The sequence below is a fragment of the Mammaliicoccus sp. H-M34 genome (assembly GCF_022386495.1).
In the GTDB taxonomy this organism is placed as follows: Bacteria; Bacillota; Bacilli; order Staphylococcales; family Staphylococcaceae; genus Mammaliicoccus; species Mammaliicoccus fleurettii.
The window spans coordinates 108,788-125,301 of the sequence record NZ_JAJNIK010000004.1; the positions used below are offsets into that span (position 1 = coordinate 108,788).

At 32.0% G+C, this 16,514-nt stretch carries 15 protein-coding genes; 12 read left to right on the forward strand and 3 right to left on the reverse strand.

Annotation, left to right across the window (positions count from 1 at the left end):
• Positions 1 to 101: 101 nt before the first annotated feature.
• On the reverse strand, positions 102 to 1,610 hold the full coding sequence (locus tag LQ608_RS06825) for a sodium:solute symporter family protein (protein ID WP_078357003.1): 1,509 nt from the start codon (positions 1,608 to 1,610) through the stop codon (positions 102 to 104).
• Positions 1,611 to 1,640: 30 nt separating this feature from the next.
• Positions 1,641 to 2,510 (reverse strand): N-acetylneuraminate lyase, encoded by an 870-nt coding sequence (locus LQ608_RS06830; protein ID WP_078357002.1) that lies wholly within the window; start codon positions 2,508 to 2,510, stop codon positions 1,641 to 1,643.
• Between the two features lie 152 nt (positions 2,511 to 2,662).
• Between LQ608_RS06830 and LQ608_RS06835 the strand changes: the two genes are divergently transcribed.
• The 5 genes from LQ608_RS06835 to LQ608_RS06855 all read left to right on the forward strand — a co-directional run bounded on the left by LQ608_RS06835 (position 2,663) and on the right by LQ608_RS06855 (position 6,238).
• Positions 2,663 to 3,346 (forward strand): FadR/GntR family transcriptional regulator, encoded by a 684-nt coding sequence (locus LQ608_RS06835; protein WP_115337165.1) that lies wholly within the window; start codon positions 2,663 to 2,665, stop codon positions 3,344 to 3,346.
• Complete coding sequence (locus tag LQ608_RS06840; protein ID WP_239750939.1) at positions 3,319 to 3,984, forward strand: FadR/GntR family transcriptional regulator; 666 nt, start codon at positions 3,319 to 3,321, stop codon at positions 3,982 to 3,984. Before LQ608_RS06835 ends, LQ608_RS06840 begins: the two co-directional genes overlap by 28 nt.
• Positions 3,985 to 3,993: 9 nt before the next feature.
• Positions 3,994 to 4,854: an ROK family protein gene (locus LQ608_RS06845; protein ID WP_239750941.1), complete on the forward strand. Its 861-nt coding sequence runs from the start codon at positions 3,994 to 3,996 to the stop codon at positions 4,852 to 4,854.
• 71 nt (positions 4,855 to 4,925) lie between these two features.
• A complete protein-coding gene (locus tag LQ608_RS06850; RefSeq protein WP_239750942.1) occupies positions 4,926 to 5,477 on the forward strand; it encodes a biotin transporter BioY in 552 nt (183 codons plus the stop codon).
• A 14-nt stretch (positions 5,478 to 5,491) separates the two neighbouring features.
• A complete protein-coding gene (locus LQ608_RS06855; RefSeq protein ID WP_239750944.1) occupies positions 5,492 to 6,238 on the forward strand; it encodes a GNAT family N-acetyltransferase in 747 nt (248 codons plus the stop codon).
• 92 nt (positions 6,239 to 6,330) lie between these two features.
• Here LQ608_RS06855 and fdhD read toward each other — a convergent pair whose 3' ends face one another.
• Entirely contained in the window at positions 6,331 to 7,131 is an 801-nt protein-coding gene (gene fdhD / locus LQ608_RS06860; protein WP_239734439.1) for a formate dehydrogenase accessory sulfurtransferase FdhD, read from the reverse strand.
• A gap of 263 nt (positions 7,132 to 7,394) precedes the next feature.
• On the opposite strand from fdhD, the gene modA reads away from it, so the two are divergent.
• The 7 genes from modA to narI all read left to right on the forward strand — a co-directional run bounded on the left by modA (position 7,395) and on the right by narI (position 16,506).
• Entirely contained in the window at positions 7,395 to 8,162 is a 768-nt protein-coding gene (modA, locus tag LQ608_RS06865; RefSeq protein WP_239734438.1) for a molybdate ABC transporter substrate-binding protein, read from the forward strand.
• 11 nt (positions 8,163 to 8,173) lie between these two features.
• On the forward strand, positions 8,174 to 8,842 hold the full coding sequence (modB, locus tag LQ608_RS06870) for a molybdate ABC transporter permease subunit (protein WP_239750946.1): 669 nt from the start codon (positions 8,174 to 8,176) through the stop codon (positions 8,840 to 8,842).
• Between the two features lie 6 nt (positions 8,843 to 8,848).
• A complete protein-coding gene (locus LQ608_RS06875) occupies positions 8,849 to 9,448 on the forward strand; it encodes an ATP-binding cassette domain-containing protein (protein WP_078356993.1) in 600 nt (199 codons plus the stop codon).
• Between the two features lie 599 nt (positions 9,449 to 10,047).
• The gene (locus LQ608_RS06880; RefSeq protein WP_239750947.1) at positions 10,048 to 13,719 is read left to right on the forward strand and encodes a nitrate reductase subunit alpha; all 3,672 of its coding nucleotides are present in this window, start codon (positions 10,048 to 10,050) and stop codon (positions 13,717 to 13,719) included.
• Positions 13,709 to 15,265, forward strand: coding sequence for a nitrate reductase subunit beta (gene narH, locus LQ608_RS06885; protein WP_239750948.1), 1,557 nt, complete (start codon positions 13,709 to 13,711; stop codon positions 15,263 to 15,265). Before LQ608_RS06880 ends, narH begins: the two co-directional genes overlap by 11 nt.
• Entirely contained in the window at positions 15,258 to 15,833 is a 576-nt protein-coding gene (gene narJ / locus LQ608_RS06890) for a nitrate reductase molybdenum cofactor assembly chaperone (protein WP_239750950.1), read from the forward strand. The genes narH and narJ overlap by 8 nt, the downstream gene beginning before the upstream one ends.
• On the forward strand, positions 15,826 to 16,506 hold the full coding sequence (gene narI / locus LQ608_RS06895) for a respiratory nitrate reductase subunit gamma (protein ID WP_239750951.1): 681 nt from the start codon (positions 15,826 to 15,828) through the stop codon (positions 16,504 to 16,506). The genes narJ and narI overlap by 8 nt, the downstream gene beginning before the upstream one ends.
• The last annotated feature ends 8 nt before the right edge of the window (positions 16,507 to 16,514 follow it).

Sequence of the window (16,514 nt, forward strand, 5' to 3'; positions counted from 1 at the left end):
ACTCTAAGGGTTAGCATTCATCTTACTCCCAATATTAGAAAATAACAAAACAGAGAAAATCCTAGGATTTTCTCTGTTTTGTTCTATTTATTAATAAAAATTTATTTAGTATCTTTTACATACTGATCGTTAATTGTATAAATTGTTAAACCTACGATATTCTTATTATGTTTTGAGAATGGTAAGCTTGCTAAATATCCTACGATAAATGCTATGAAGAAACCAATAACTGATACTGTAAATGGTGTGATTTCTGTTTTACCGATAAAGTAAGATACGATTGCTGCTACGATTAATCCGATAATAACGCCATACGAATTTGCTCTTTTAGTAAAGATACCTACTGCAAACACACCGGCAATCGGTACACCGAATAATCCTGTTACAAGCAAGAATAAGTCCCATGTTTCATTTGTTTCTTGATTGATTAAATATAATGAAGCTATTGTACCAAAAATACCTGCAATGATAATAACGATTCTTGCAAATAATACATCATGTTCAGAGTTATTATTTTTAGAAAAACGTTGTTTTAAATCGACAATGACACACGCTGAAATTGAATTCAAACTTGATGAAATTGTTGATTGTGCTGCTGCAAATATTGCTGCTATTAATAATCCACCAACAAATGGAGGGATTTGTGTAAGTATGAAATATGGTACGATTGCTGATGTGTTAAATCCTTCTGGTAATGTTGATACATTATTATAGAAAGAATACAATACTGTTCCCATTCCATAGAAAATAGGAATTGTTATAAATGCTAATATCCCATTTGTCCATAATGATTTATTTGTTGATGATACTGAACCTGTTGTTTGATAACGTTGAACGATATCTTGACTGGCAGTATATTGATGTAAGTTATTAAATATAGAACCAATGAATATAATTGGAATTGCAGCCGCTGCTGTTCCGAATTTCCAGTTGTCTACAGAAATTAATTTTTTGTCTTGCATCGCTTCTTGAGCTACAGTTGCAAAGTTTCCATCGATTTGAAATGCACCAAGGAAAATAACAGCAACTGCACCACCAATTAAAATAATACCTTGTATAACATCGCTCCAGATAACCCCTTCGATTCCACCCAAAAATGTATAGACCATACATAATAATCCTACTAATGCAGCGATTAAATATGGGTTAATATCTGAAACAGATGTAATGGCTAGTGTTGGCAAATAAATAACGATTGCAACACGACCAATGTGAAATAAAGTAAATGCTAATGATCCAATGACACGTAATACTATACCAAATCTTGCTTCTAAATATTCATAAGCTGTTGTAACATCAAGCTTTCTGAAAAATGGAATATAGAAATATATAAGTAAAGGTATGATAGCGATAATAGCTATGTTCCCAGCTGCGTAAGACCAATCCGTATTGAATGCTCTTTCAGGTGTTCCCATATATGTTATAGCACTTAAAGTAGTGGCATATATTGAGAAACCTACAGCCCAAGCAGGGATCCTTCCTTTAGCTTTAAAGAATGATTCTGTATCTTGTCCGGCTCTCTTTGTGAAGTATACGCCGACTAATAGTGTTGCTAATAAATAAATGATTAATGCTATCCAGTTTCCAGTACCAAAACCTACTTCATTCATAGTATGACATCCCCTTTGTTCATCAATAAATTATAAGTTGTATTTTGAAACGAGTTCTTTAACTTTTTCTAATGAAGCATCATCTAGGGGTGCTAATGGACGTTTAACAGCTCCAGCTTCAATTCCTTTAGTTGAAAGAACAGCTTTTAATGTTGGATAGATACCTAATGCAAGTACTTGTTCTATAATGTCGTTTGTTTCATGTTGAATTTTGTATGCTTCTTGGATTTTGCCTTCTTTTGCCAAATTAAAAATTTGTCTCGCGCGTTGACCGTTAATATTGTATGTAGATCCAATTGCGCCATCAACACCTGAAACAGCTGCTTGGATAAGCATCTCATCAAATCCAGAAAGTATCAGTTTATCAGGGAAAGCTTTTCTAATTCTTTCTAATAAGAAGAAATCAGCTGCAGTGTATTTGATTCCAATGACTTTTTCATTTTCGAATAACTCTTCAAATTGTTGAATTGATAAGTTAACACCTGTTAAAGCAGGTATTGAATAAATAATCATATCGTTTCCAGTAGCTTCGATTATTGCATTGTAATAGTATTTAATTTCTTCAAAGCTAAATGGGTAATAGAATGGTGTCACTGCAGATAAAGCGTCATAACCAAGTTCAGTTGCATATTTACCTAACTCAATTGATTCATTTAAATCTATTGCACCAACTTGAGCAATAAGTGTTATTTCATTGCCAACTTCATCTTTAACGATTTCAAAGACTTTCTTTTTTTGAGTAGTATTCATTAAGAAATTCTCTCCAGAACTACCATTAACGTATAAACCATCAATTTTTTGTTCTTCAATATTTTGACGGATGATTTGTCTTAAACCAGATTCTAAAATATTTCCCTCTTCATCAAACGGTACTAGTAAAGCAGAATATAAACCTTTCATTTAAAAAACTCCTTTTTATTTATATATTGATAATATTGTCAGACCAATTTATAATCATATTGTAAGCGAATACAATTACGTATGTCAATCGTTTTTATTATTTGTAGAGTTAATTATGATAAAATAAATTATTAAAGAGGAGGTAGTAAATCATGATGAAAAGAACATCGTTAGTTGATGTAGCAGTTGAAAATTTAAAAGAATATATAACTGAACATCAATTTAAAAATGGAGATAAACTGCCTTCAGAGAAAATGCTAATCGAGCAACTTGGTGTTAGTAGAACTGTAGTGAGAGAAGCAATTAGTCGATTGCAACAAAGTGGGCTTATACAAGTTAAGTCAGGAAGTGGAATGTTCATTACTGATAAAAACAACCATTTATCTATGTTGTTTGAATCTCATATGAAAGTACATGGCTTCAAAATAAAAGAATTATTAGAAGTCCGTAAAATATTAGAGTTAGGTGCGATACGATTAATTATCGAGAATAAAATTCCAATCGATGCAACAAAATTAAGAAATATAAACGAAATTTACTATAATGCACTTGAGCAATCTCAAAAATTAGCTCAATATGATTCTGCCTTTCATGAAACGATTATTTTATTTACTGACAACCAGACTTTAATTACGATGAGTAAAGTAATTAAAGAGTACTTCGATAAAAATCAGTTTAATCAAATTGTTGATAAAGAGGATATTGAAAAGTCTTATAAAGAGCATGGTGAAATTATACAAGCGATAGAATCAAGAGATTTATCTTTAGCACATGCAATTATTAATAGGCATCTGTCTCGAGTTATTGAATGGATAGAAGAATTGGAGCAAAAATGATGAGTAAATTAAATAAAATAGAAGTTCAAAGTTTAAAATATCAAGTCTTACAAGAAATTAAGCAATATATTTTAGATAAAGGTTTAACTGAGGGAGATCGATTGCCAACTGAAAGGGCATTTACAGAAATGTATGGCGTAAGTCGATCAGTTGTGAGAGAAGCTTTGAGTTATCTTGAACATACAGGTGTAACAGAAACAGTACAAGGAAGGGGAACTTTAATTAAAGCACCAGATGTTTCTAGCTTAGTAGAAGGTTTCTTGTTTAGCTTTCAAGTCGCTAATGGTTCAAAACAAGATTTACTTTCCTTAAGAATTATATTTGAATGTGCTGCTATCGAAGAGATTGTTAAATTAGATAAAGATATAAGTCAGATGAAAGCTATCGTTAAAGAAGAAGTAAAAAATCATTATGAAAACGATAAAGCATTCCATCAATCTATCTTGCATTCAACAGGCAATATATTATTTGAACAACTGAGCTCGGTTATACAATCGTATTTCTATCATATTGAAGAAGAAGGACAAGATATAGACTATATCAAAACGAGTGAAACACATAAACAAATTGTAGACGCTATCTCAAATAAAGATGTTAAATTGGCGAAAGAGTTGATGACACAACATTTGTCAAAGTAGGAGGATACTATGAAAATTGCAATAGATATTGGAGGCACTTTTATAAAAGCTGGAGTTATTGACTCAGAACAAAATTTATATAGCTATCAAAAAGTAAAGACCCCAAACAATAAAGATAGAGGCATTGTTAAAGAGGTTATAAGAATTATCGAAACTTATAAACAAGAGTTCAACTTAAATATTCCTGATGTTGGTATATCTACTGCTGGTGTTGTTGATTCAAAAAAAGGGGAAATCACATATGCTGGCCCGACAATTCCGTATTATAATGGTACTAATTTTAAAAAAGCATTAACAGATATCGCTGGAAATGTTGAGATTAATAATGATGTTTCCAGTGCATTATTAGGTGAGTTAATAGATTACAATACTGATGTCAAATCTATATTTTTATTAACGATAGGTACAGGAATTGGTGGAGCGTATTACGAGGATAAATTATTAGAAGGTAAACAATATAGAGCATGTGAAATCGGGTATTTATTATATGATAAAAATACGGGTAAGACATATGAAGATAGAGGATCAACTACAGCATTGAAAACGTCCATTCAAGAACAATATATGGAAGTTATTACTGTTGAAAAATTATTTAATAAAGCATACGCAAATGATGAAAAAGCTATGAAAATATTAAAAGAATGGGCGAATCACGTTGCGGAAGGTATTGCTCAAATTCAAATCATGTTTGATCCCGAACTGATTTTAATTGGTGGGGGAATATCTAAACAAAAAGAAAGACTAATTGGGTTAATTGAACCCTTTATAGACGATTATCTTCCTGAAAATTATGGTCATGCAATTATTGAAACAACATCTAAAGGTAATGATTCAGCATTGTATGGAGCAGTCTCAAAATTTTACAATTAATCGTTAACCTATATTTAAACGAAGTTAACAATGTGGTATAATATCGATATCTAATATTAGGAGTGAAGAAATTGAAGACTAAAGATATCGTTATGATAGCAATGTTTACAGCATTTATTTCAGTATTGGCATTTATACCACCAATACCACTACCATTTATGCCAGTTCCTATTGTATTACAAAATATTGGTATTATTTTGGCAGGTTGTTTACTTGGTTATAAAAGAGGTACAACGAGTGTTGTTATATTCTTATTACTTGTTGCTACAGGTCTACCATTGTTATCTGGTGGAAGAGGCGGTTTAGGTGTATTCTTCGGACCATCTGCCGGATATTTATTTGGTTACCCAGTTGTTGCATTTTTAATTGGCTTATTTATAGATTTTAAGTGGAAGAAGTTAACATTTGCATATGCATTAACAGTTAATATTATTATCGGAGTAATATTACTAAACTTAATTGGTGGATTTTTCATGGGTGAATTTATGAACATATCAATTTCAAAAAGATACATATTAGCAGCTACATTTCTTCCTGGAGATATTGTTAAAGCAATACTAGCAACTATGTTATTATTTAGTTTAAAGAACATACCTGAAATTAAAAGGTTAAGAAATACTTAACGAGGTGAAATAACATGGTTTCATTTATAGATATAGTAACAGATGGAGATGTATTGAATGAAACAGATCGATATATCCAATACCACACTTTAAATAAGCATATTCAATATGATTCAAATAAAATAGTTTATAAACTCATGCCTGATTTGGAAACATTCAAAAAAGATGAACAGATGTTAAAAAAATTACATGAACAACATGAACAACCTTTTCTAAAATTTGTCTTCCCTGAAAATCACAAGATAGATGATTCTTTAGGAGCGTATTTAAAAGAAACAGGTTATGAATATAGTTGGATTGAATTATATATTAATACTGATAAGCAATTTATTAGTAAAAATCATAATGATATTGATGTTGTAACAACTAATGAAGATAATCTTGTTGATTTTTTAAATCTTTCTTATGAGTATGATAAAAAATACGGTACAGATTATGCAAATTTAAAAATTGAAGTCAGTAAAGAACAATTAAATAAAGATAATCCTGTTCAAGTATTAGCATATTATAAAGGTAAACCAGCTGGTACATTGCTTATTTGGAATCATGAAACTTATGTAGAGTTAGATAGCTTTGCTGTAAGAGAATCCTATAGAAAGTTAGGTATAGGTACAAAGATGCAAGCTTTTGTTGCAGACTTTGCTAAAGAAAAGCCAATTATATTAGTGGCGGATGGTGAAGATACTGCTAAAGATATGTACGTCAAACAAGGTTATATATATAGTGGTTATCAATATGAAGCGCTTAAAGAATATGAATAAAGATTAGAGGCTGGGACACATGAATTGTCCTAGCCTCTAATCTTTATATTGGGAGTAGATGACGGAATAAAATATGCTTATATCAAGCTTTTTCAATCTTGATTATCTGTAATGATTCTCTCTGAATGACTATAAACATTAAAGCTATCGTCTCTAATAAAACCTACAGCTGTTATATTTAAGTCTTCTGCTAAGTTAATTGCTAAATTAGTAGGAGCTGATTTTGATAAAATAATACCTACACCAATTTTTGCTGCTTTAATTAATATTTCCGAGGAAATACGACCACTAAATATAAGTACTTTATTTCGTATAGGAATATCATGTTCTATACAATATCCGAATAACTTATCAAGGGCATTATGTCTACCGATATCAGAACGGTGTTCATAAAAATAATGTCCATCACTTATAGCTGCATTGTGCAATCCACCCGTTTCTTTGAATATCTTGCTTTCTGTATGTAGCTTATCCATCATGTTTATAATTTGTTCAGGACTAATGGTTAAATTTGATTGAGATACTTTAGCAGTTACGGCATCGTTATTAAAATAAAACGCTCTACTTTTACCACAACAAGAGGAAATCATTCGTTGTGTATACTTTTTATTATCAGGATTGATTTCTTTAGTGAGTTCTACGTGGGCAAAGCCTTTAGAATCATCTATTAAAATCTGTTTAATTTCATCTTTTTTTATGATGACACCTTCTGATGCAATAAATCCAATAACGAGTTCTTTTAAATTATTTGGTGAACAAATAATAGTAGCAAACTCTTCGCCATTAATCATGATTGTGAGAGGGAATTCACTTACGTAACAATCTGTTGTATCTATAAATTTATTGTTTTTAAATTTTAAAATTGGTTGATTATAAGTCATATTATTTTTCATATATATTCCCCATTTATATATTTCTCGATAAGTTAATATTACTTATAAATGGTTGATAGTTAAAGAAAAAGAACTTTTAGCAAATTTTTATATAATAACAAAGTAAGGGAGTGTCCTTAAAAATCAATGAGAAATGCCTATTTATAAAAATTAAGATAGATTTTAAGGAGTATTTGTGAAAAAATATACACAAGGGTTTCATAAACATATTGAAAGGTGTAAATTAAGTTTATACATTCTTTACTATAGAGAGGAACAAAATAATGAAAAGATTATTAATGTTAGTAATAGCTTTACTATTAGTATTAGCTGGCTGTAACACAGAGTCTAATCAAGATAAAGTTAAAAAGGAATCTGAAAGTAAGACATTAACTGTGTCAGCTGCAGCAAGTTTAACTGATGTAACGAAAGCACTGGAAAAAGAATTTAACAAAAAACATCCTAATACAAATATCAAATTTAATTATGGTGGTTCAGGTAGTTTACGTAAACAAGTAGAAGCTGGAGCAGATGTAGACGTTATGATGTCTGCCAATACTTCAGATATTGATAAACTACAAGATGAAAATAAAGTTTCTAAAGTTTATGATTATGCTAAAAACAAACTCATTATCATAAAATATAAGAATTCTACTGTTAAAGAATTAAGAGACGTTAGCTCACCAGATAAAGTAGCTATCGGAGAAGCGAAAAGTGTACCAGCAGGTCGTTATGCGATAGATTATATGAAAAAAGAAGATTTATATGAAGGTATGACAAGTACTTTTGTATTTGCAAAAGATGTGAAACAAGTATTGAATTACGTCCAAAAAGAAAATGCTGAAGCTGGATTTGTATATGCTACTGATATGTATAAAGGAAAAGATAAAAAAGTAGATAATGTAGTTAAGTTAGCAGATGCACCACTAGATGAACCAATTATATATAGAGCAGGACTTGTTACAGATAAGAAAGAAGCAAAAGCATGGTTTGAATTTTTGAAATCTAAAGAAGCAAAAGAAATATTTAAAGCATATCACTTTGAAGGTTAGGGGATAAGACTATGCCAGATTTAACGCCATTATGGATATCGATAAAAGTAACATTAATAAGTACAATCATCGTATGTATCTTAGGTATAATTCTGGCTAAATTGATGTTCAACTATAAAGGTAAATTAAAACCAATTATTGAAAGTGTAATTATGCTACCAATTGTCTTACCTCCAACTGTTATGGGATTTGTATTATTAATTGTATTTTCTAAAAATAAGGTTTTTGGACAGTTTTTAGATGATGTGTTTCAGATTAATGTCATTTTTACATGGGTTGGTGCAGTAATTGCAGCAGTGATCGTAAGTTTACCTTTAATGTATCAACATGTTATAAATGGCTTTCAATCAATTAATCCGAAAATGCTCAACTCAGCAAGAACAATGGGAGCGAGTGAAGGTAAAATATTTAGAACAATTATCTTACCTTTATCAAAGCGGTCTATCTTCTCAGGAATTGTAATGAGCTTTGCTAGAGGATTAGGAGAATTTGGTGCAACACTTATGGTGGCTGGTTATATACCAGGATTAACCAACACACTTCCTTTAGAAATATATTTCTTAGTACAAGCTGGTGAAGAGCATAAAGCTTGGTTATGGGTTATTGTACTCATAGCATTTGCGATATGCGTAATCAGTTCACTCAATTTATTAAATCAAAAGAGTCATAAGTGGGAGTAGGTATTTATGATTAAAATTTTTATAAAAAAGCTAATTAAAAATAGAACAATCACATTAAATATCCAATCTACAGAACCTAAAATTTATGCCATAGTAGGGAAATCAGGTATAGGTAAATCTACGTTATTAAACATTATTGCTGGTTTAGAAGAAGCGGAAGAATATAATATTGAAATTCAAAAAGAAAAATTAAGTTATCAACAACACCTTATAAAAGTTCAAGATAGAAAAATTGGATATTTATTTCAAGATTATCAACTATTTCCCCATATGACCGTACAAGAAAATATACATTATATGAAGTCACCAAATAAAGAAACAGAGCAGTTAATCAATCATTTACGTATAGCAAATTGCTTAAACCAATATCCATCAACATTGTCAGGTGGAGAATCACAAAGAGTTGCATTATGTAGAGTGCTCAGCGTAAAGCCAAACTTACTTTTATTAGACGAGCCATTTTCAAGTTTAGACGATGAAACTAAAGAAGAAGGTATGGAACTTATAAAATATATATTTAAAACATGGCAAATTCCAATTATACTTGTATCTCATTCAAAAAAAGAAGTTCAAACACTAGCAGACGAAGTAATTGAAATAAAATAGTATAGATCAGTATATATTTAATAAAGCTAAGCCCCCAATCCGAAACAATATTTCGGGTTGGGGGTTTTTAGTTTTGAATATAAATAGTGATCCTAAGAAAGTTCTAACTAGCAAAATTCCGAATAGTGCTCCTTAGAAAGATCTAACTGGCATAATTCTGGATTATGCTCCTTAGAAAGATCTAACTGGCATAATTCCGAATAGTGCTCCTTAGAAAGATCTAACTGGCAGAATTTCAAATAGTGCTCCTTAGAAAGCACCTCTTACGGACATTTCTCGTAATTATGTCCCTAACACTACCTCTTACGGACATTTCTCAGAATTATGTCCCGAACAACACCTCTTACGGACATTACTCGGAATTATGTCCCTAACAACACCTCTTACGGACATTACTCATAATTATGTCCTTAACAACACCTCTTAAGAAAAATAATTCTTCTATCATATAGATTACTTTTACATACTTTACAAAATGTCGTAACTAAGACAATAGGGATTTCGTAACAATGTATAGGTAATCCCCTAATATAAAAAGTTTGTGAAAAATTTTACAATTTAAGTAGTTTATAAAGGGCAAATATTAGGAGGTACTATCTATGTCTAAGTTAGGTTTGAAATTTTTTAAGCCAACAGAGAAATTTAATGGTAACTGGTCGATTTTAGAAGAGAAAAGTAGAGAATGGGAAAAGATGTATAGAGAGCGTTGGAGTCATGACAAAGTGGTCAGAACTACTCATGGTGTCAACTGTACGGGTTCGTGTTCATGGAAAGTTTTTGTGAAAAATGGTGTTATAACTTGGGAAAATCAACAGATTGATTATCCATCTTGTGGACCTGATATGCCAGAGTTCGAACCTAGGGGCTGTCCTCGTGGTGCTTCTTTTTCATGGTATGAATATAGTCCGTTACGTGTGAAATTTCCTTATGTTAGGGGAAAACTATGGAAATTATGGAAAGCTGCTTTAAGTGAATATGGTGATCCTGTCGTTGCTTGGTCATCTATTGTAGAAGATGAAACTAAAGCTGAAATGTATAAAAGTGCTAGAGGTAAAGGTGGACACGTAAGAGTTAATTGGAGAGATGTCACACAACTTATTGCTGCACAACTTATATATACTATTAAAAAGTTTGGACCAGATAGAATTGCTGGATTTACGCCTATACCTGCAATGTCTATGATTAGCTATGCCTCTGGTGCACGTTTCATCTCTTTATTGGGTGGAGAAATGTTGAGCTTTTATGATTGGTATGCAGATTTACCTCCAGCCTCTCCACAAATTTGGGGTGAACAGACAGATGTACCTGAATCAAGTGATTGGTATAATGCTGGATATATTATTATGTGGGGTTCAAATGTTCCTTTAACAAGAACACCTGATGCGCATTTTATGACTGAAGTACGTTATAAAGGTACGAAAGTTGTTTCAGTAGCACCAGATTATGCGGAAAATGTGAAATTTGCTGATAATTGGTTAGCACCAAATCCTGGTACTGATGCAGCATTAGCTCAAGCTATGACACACGTAATACTTCAAGAATATTACGAAGATAATAAAGAAGAAATGTTTATAAATTATTCTAAACAATATACAGATATGCCATTTGTTATTCAATTAGAAAAACATGGTGATGGTTATAAAGCAGGTAGATTTTTAAGATCAAGTGATGTTGGTATGGAAACAGAACATGCTGAATGGAAACCTGTTGTTTATGATGAAAATACAGAGAAACTTGTGATACCTAATGGAACTATGGGTCAACGTTATGAAGAAGGTGCTAAGTGGAATCTAAATTTAGAAAATGAAGATGGCACATTTATTGATCCAGCTCTAACGTTAAAAGATTATAATTCAAAAATTATGACTGTACAATTCCCATATTTTGATAACTCAGGAAACGGTATTTTTGAAAGACCTATTTTAGCTAAAGAAATTGAAAATCAACATGGAGAAAAAATTTATATAGCGACTATATATGATTTAATGACAAGTCAATATGGTATCAAAAGATTTGATCATCCACTTGAAGCGTCAAGTTATGAAGATGAAAATTCAATGTATTCTCCTAAATGGCAAGAAAAAATAACAGGAGTTAAATCATCAGTTGTTACACAAGTTGCTAGAGAATTTGCTCAAAATGCAATTGATACTAATGGACGCTCGATGATTATTATGGGTGCTGGAATAAATCATTGGTTTAACTCAGATACAATATACCGTTCGATTTTAAATCTTGTGATGTTATGTGGATGTCAAGGAGTAAACGGAGGCGGATGGGCACACTATGTCGGCCAAGAAAAATGTAGACCTATTGAAGGTTGGTCAACGATTGCTTTTGCAAAAGACTGGCAAGGTCCTCCTAGATTACAGAATGCAACAAGCTGGTTCTATTTTGCTACTGATCAATGGAAATATGAAGAATCAGGTGTAGATAAATTACAATCACCTTTATCTAACGAACTCAAACATCAACATCCTGCTGATTACAATGTATTGGCTGCAAGATTAGGGTGGTTGCCTTCATATCCACAATTTGATTGTAATAGTTTATTGTTTGGTGAAGAAGCAAAAGAATCAGGAGATGATTCAAACGAAACAATCATTAAAAATGCTGTAGATTCAGTGAAAAATAAAAAGACTAAGTTTGCTATAGAAGATCCAGATGCTAAACAAAATCATCCTAAGACATTATTTGTTTGGCGCTCAAATTTAATTTCAAGTTCTGCTAAGGGACAAGAATATTTCATGAAACATTTATTAGGAGCTAAATCAGGTTTGTTAGCTAATCCTAATGAAACAGAAAAGCCAGAAGAAATTATTTGGAGAGAAGAAACAAACGGTAAGTTAGACTTATTAGTCGCTATAGACTTCAGAATGACGTCTACACCTTTATATGCAGATATCGTTTTACCTGCTGCAACATGGTATGAAAAGCACGATATTTCATCAACAGATATGCATCCATTTATTCACCCATTTAATCCAGCAGTAGATCCACTATGGGAATCTAAGACGGATTGGGATATCTTTAAAACATTGTCTAAATCCGTTTCAGAATTATCTAAGACGCATATGAAAGGCACATTTAAAGATGTTGTTACAACACCTTTAGCACACGATTCTAAACAAGAGATTTCAACGCCATACGGTATTGTAAAAGACTGGTCAAAAGGTGAAATAGAACCGATACCAGGCAAAACGATGCCTGGATTTGCAGTAGTAGAAAGAGACTATACAGCAATTTATGATAAGTACGTTTCAGTGGGACCATTATTAGAAAAAGGGAAAATAGGTGCTCATGGAGTAAGCTTTTCAGTAAAAGAACAATATGATGAATTAAAAATTATGTTAGATACGTGGGAAGATGACACAGTTAAGAATGGTTTACCTAGAATGGATACAGCAAGAAAAGTAGCAGATGTAATATTAAACGTTTCATCAGCTTCGAATGGTAAAGTATCGCAAAAATCATATGATGACTTGGAAGAACAAACTGGTATGCCTTTAAAAGATATTTCAGCAGAACGAGCTTCTGAAAAAATCACATTCCAAAATATTACGGCTCAACCAAGAGAAGTTATACCAACAGCAGTCTTTCCGGGGTCTAATAAATTAGGCAGAAGATATTCTCCTTTTACAACTAATATTGAACGATATGTACCATTTAGAACATTAACTGGTAGACAAAGTTACTATATTGATCACGAAGTATTTTTACAGTTTGGTGAGAACTTACCAGTTTATAAACCGACATTACCGCCAATGGTGTTCGGAACGAAAGACAAACAAATAAAAGGTGGCGTGGATACACTTGTATTAAGATACTTAACACCTCACGGGAAGTGGAATATACATTCAACTTATCAAGATAATTTGCATATGTTGACATTATTTAGAGGTGGTCCAACAGTTTGGATTTCTAAAGAAGACGCAATAGCAAATGACATTAATGATAATGATTGGCTTGAAGTTTATAACAGAAATGGTGTTGTAACAGCAAGAGCAGTTGTATCACATAGAATGCCTAGAGGAACAATGTTTATGTATCATGCACAAGACAAACATATTGAAACACCAGGTTCAGAAATAACTGATACTCGTGGTGGATCACATAATGCACCAACCCGCATACATTTAAAACCAACGCAATTAGTCGGTGGTTACGCTCAAATTAGTTACGGTTTTAATTACTATGGTCCTATCGGTAACCAAAGAGATGTATATGTTGCAGTTAGAAAAATGAAGGAGGTAGATTGGCTTGAAGATTAAAGCTCAAGTAGCTATGGTTATGAATTTAGATAAATGTATAGGGTGTCATACATGTAGTGTAACGTGTAAAAGTACATGGACGAACAGACCTGGTGCTGAATATATTTGGTTTAATAATGTTGAAACGAAACCGGGAATAGGTTATCCAAAAAGATGGGAAGACCAAGAAACATATAAAGGCGGTTGGACGCTTAATAAAAAAGGAAAATTAGAATTAAAATCAGGTAGCAAATTGTCTAAAATGGCGCTTGGTAAAATATTTTATAACCCAGATATGCCAGAAATGAAAGATTATTACGAACCTTGGACATACAATTATAATCATTTAACAACAGCTAAAGAAAGTGAACATTCACCAGTTGCAAAAGCAGAATCAGTCATTTCAGGTAAAAAATTAGATATTAAATGGGGCCCTAACTGGGAAGATGATTTAGCAGGTGGACATGTAACTGGACCTACTGATCCTAACATTCAAAAAATAGAAGAAGAAATTAAATTTAATTTTGACCAAACTTTTATGATGTATTTACCTAGATTATGTGAACACTGTTTAAATCCAAGTTGTGTTGCATCATGTCCTTCAGGCGCAATGTATAAAAGAGATGAAGATGGAATTGTGTTGGTAGACCAAGATGCATGTCGAGGTTGGAGACATTGTATGACAGGCTGTCCTTATAAAAAAGTGTATTTTAATTGGAAGACAAATAAAGCTGAAAAATGTACATTCTGTTTCCCTAGAGTTGAAGCTGGTTTACCAACTGTATGTTCTGAAACTTGTACGGGACGTATGCGTTATTTAGGTGTGCTACTTTATGATGCAGATAAAGTTCAAGAAGCGGCTTCAGCTGAAAATGAACAAGATTTATATCAGAACCAACTTGATTTATTTTTAGATCCATATGATGAAAATATTATACAACAAGCTGAAAAAGATGGCATATCTCAAGATTGGATTGAAGCGGCTCAAAATTCACCAGTATATAAATTAGCTATTGAATATAAATTAGCGTTTCCTTTACATCCAGAATATAGAACGTTGCCAATGGTTTGGTATTGCCCACCATTAAGTCCTATTATGAATTACTTTGAAGGTAAAGATTCTATTAGAAATCCAGATATGATTTTCCCTGCAATTGAAGAAATGAGATTGCCAGTTCAGTATTTAGCTAATATGTTAACTGCTGGAGATACGAAAACAGTTAAAAATGCATTGCAAAAAATGGCAATGATGCGTAGCTATATGAGAGCTAAATCAAGTGGCAAAGAATTTGATACTTCTAGATTAAGTCGTGTTGGACTATCAGAAAGACAAACGAATGATATGTATCGATTGCTTGCTATTGCGAAACATGAAGACCGTTTCGTAGTTCCGACTTCTCATAAAGAGGGATACATGGATACGTATAGAGCGCAAGGAAGTCAAGGGTATGGAGACGAAATGTTCGGTTCTAATTGTGATGGTTGTGGTGTTCAGAGCATACCAGAAAATAAATCTGGACAAGAGATTTATAACGAAAACTTCTATGGAGGGATTTTCCGTGATTAATTTAAATGCCTTATATCAATTAAAAGAAAGCTTTGGATTCTTCAGTAATCAATTAACTTATCCAGAAAAATTAGATTTCCATCCTAAAGCATTTGAAAAAGCATTTAATGAACAACATCCAGGATTTGAAGAAGTTCAACAATATTGGACAAACATGCACGATATATCATTAGATGATATTCAAGAAGTGTATACAAGAACTTTTGATTTTGAAAAGAAGACAACTTTATATATGACATATAATAAATTAACTGAACAAAAAGAAAGAGGTCAGATGTTAGCGAGATTGAAAGTTTTGTATGAAATGTTTGGTCTAGAAATGCCTAAAAGTGAACTATCAGACTTTTTGCCTCTTATGCTGGAATTTTTATATGCTGCAGAATGGAGAGGTGACAGTAGAGCACAAGAAAGTTTAACACTTGTAGTGATGGTAATAGAGGACGGTACTTTTGAATTATTAAAAGCATTAGGAGAACAAAATAGTCCATATTTCCACCTTATAAAAGCATTACGAGAAACTTTAAAATCATGTGTGGTAGAACAAGAGAAGGTGACAAATTGTGATTAATCAATTTATATGGGTTATATTTCCTTATTTATGTGTTGCGATATTTATTGTAGGTCATATCTTTAGGTTTAAATATGATCAATTTTCTTGGACAGCAAAATCAAGTGAATTTATAGAGAAAAAACAATTAATGTGGGGAAGTATTCTGTTTCATCTAGGTATCATTCCTGTCATTTGTGGGCATATTGTTGGATTGGGTATACCTGCTGAATGGTTAAGTGCAATTGGTGTAAGTGACCACATGTATCATATTGGTGCAGTATATATAGGAAGTTTATTCGGAATTGCGACTTTAATTGGAATGTTTCTGTTAACTTCTAGAAGAATAACAAAAGATAATGTAAGAAGGTTAAGCTCAGCATCAGATATTATTGTAAATATATTATTGTTAGTAATCGTAATGATGGGATGTGTTGCAACACTATGGACAAATGCAACAACGCCTGAATTTGATTACAGACAAACGATATCAGTATGGTTTAGAGGATTATTAATATTTAATCCTGATGCTTCATTAATGACAAATGTACCGTGGACTTTTAAGGCACATATTATTTTAGGTTTATTAATTACAAGTATTTGGCCATTCACTAGATTGGTACATGTTTGGAGTGTGCCATTAAACTACTTTAGTAGAAGTTATATCATTTACAGAAAACATAAAACAAATTAAAATATACT

Excerpts from the sequence above, each read along its gene's own strand:
- LQ608_RS06825 (WP_078357003.1), bottom strand. The coding sequence starts at position 1,610 with ATGAATGAAGTAGGTTTTGGTACTGGAAACTGGATAGCATTAATCATT.
- LQ608_RS06830 (WP_078357002.1), bottom strand. The coding sequence starts at position 2,510 with ATGAAAGGTTTATATTCTGCTTTACTAGTACCGTTTGATGAAGAGGGA.
- LQ608_RS06835 (WP_115337165.1), top strand. The coding sequence starts at position 2,663 with ATGATGAAAAGAACATCGTTAGTTGATGTAGCAGTTGAAAATTTAAAA.
- LQ608_RS06840 (WP_239750939.1), top strand. The coding sequence starts at position 3,319 with ATGGATAGAAGAATTGGAGCAAAAATGATGAGTAAATTAAATAAAATA.
- LQ608_RS06845 (WP_239750941.1), top strand. The coding sequence starts at position 3,994 with ATGAAAATTGCAATAGATATTGGAGGCACTTTTATAAAAGCTGGAGTT.
- LQ608_RS06855 (WP_239750944.1), top strand. The coding sequence starts at position 5,492 with ATGGTTTCATTTATAGATATAGTAACAGATGGAGATGTATTGAATGAA.
- fdhD (WP_239734439.1), bottom strand. The coding sequence starts at position 7,131 with ATGAAAAATAATATGACTTATAATCAACCAATTTTAAAATTTAAAAAC.
- modA (WP_239734438.1), top strand. The coding sequence starts at position 7,395 with ATGAAAAGATTATTAATGTTAGTAATAGCTTTACTATTAGTATTAGCT.
- modB (WP_239750946.1), top strand. The coding sequence starts at position 8,174 with ATGCCAGATTTAACGCCATTATGGATATCGATAAAAGTAACATTAATA.
- LQ608_RS06875 (WP_078356993.1), top strand. The coding sequence starts at position 8,849 with ATGATTAAAATTTTTATAAAAAAGCTAATTAAAAATAGAACAATCACA.
- LQ608_RS06880 (WP_239750947.1), top strand. The coding sequence starts at position 10,048 with ATGTCTAAGTTAGGTTTGAAATTTTTTAAGCCAACAGAGAAATTTAAT.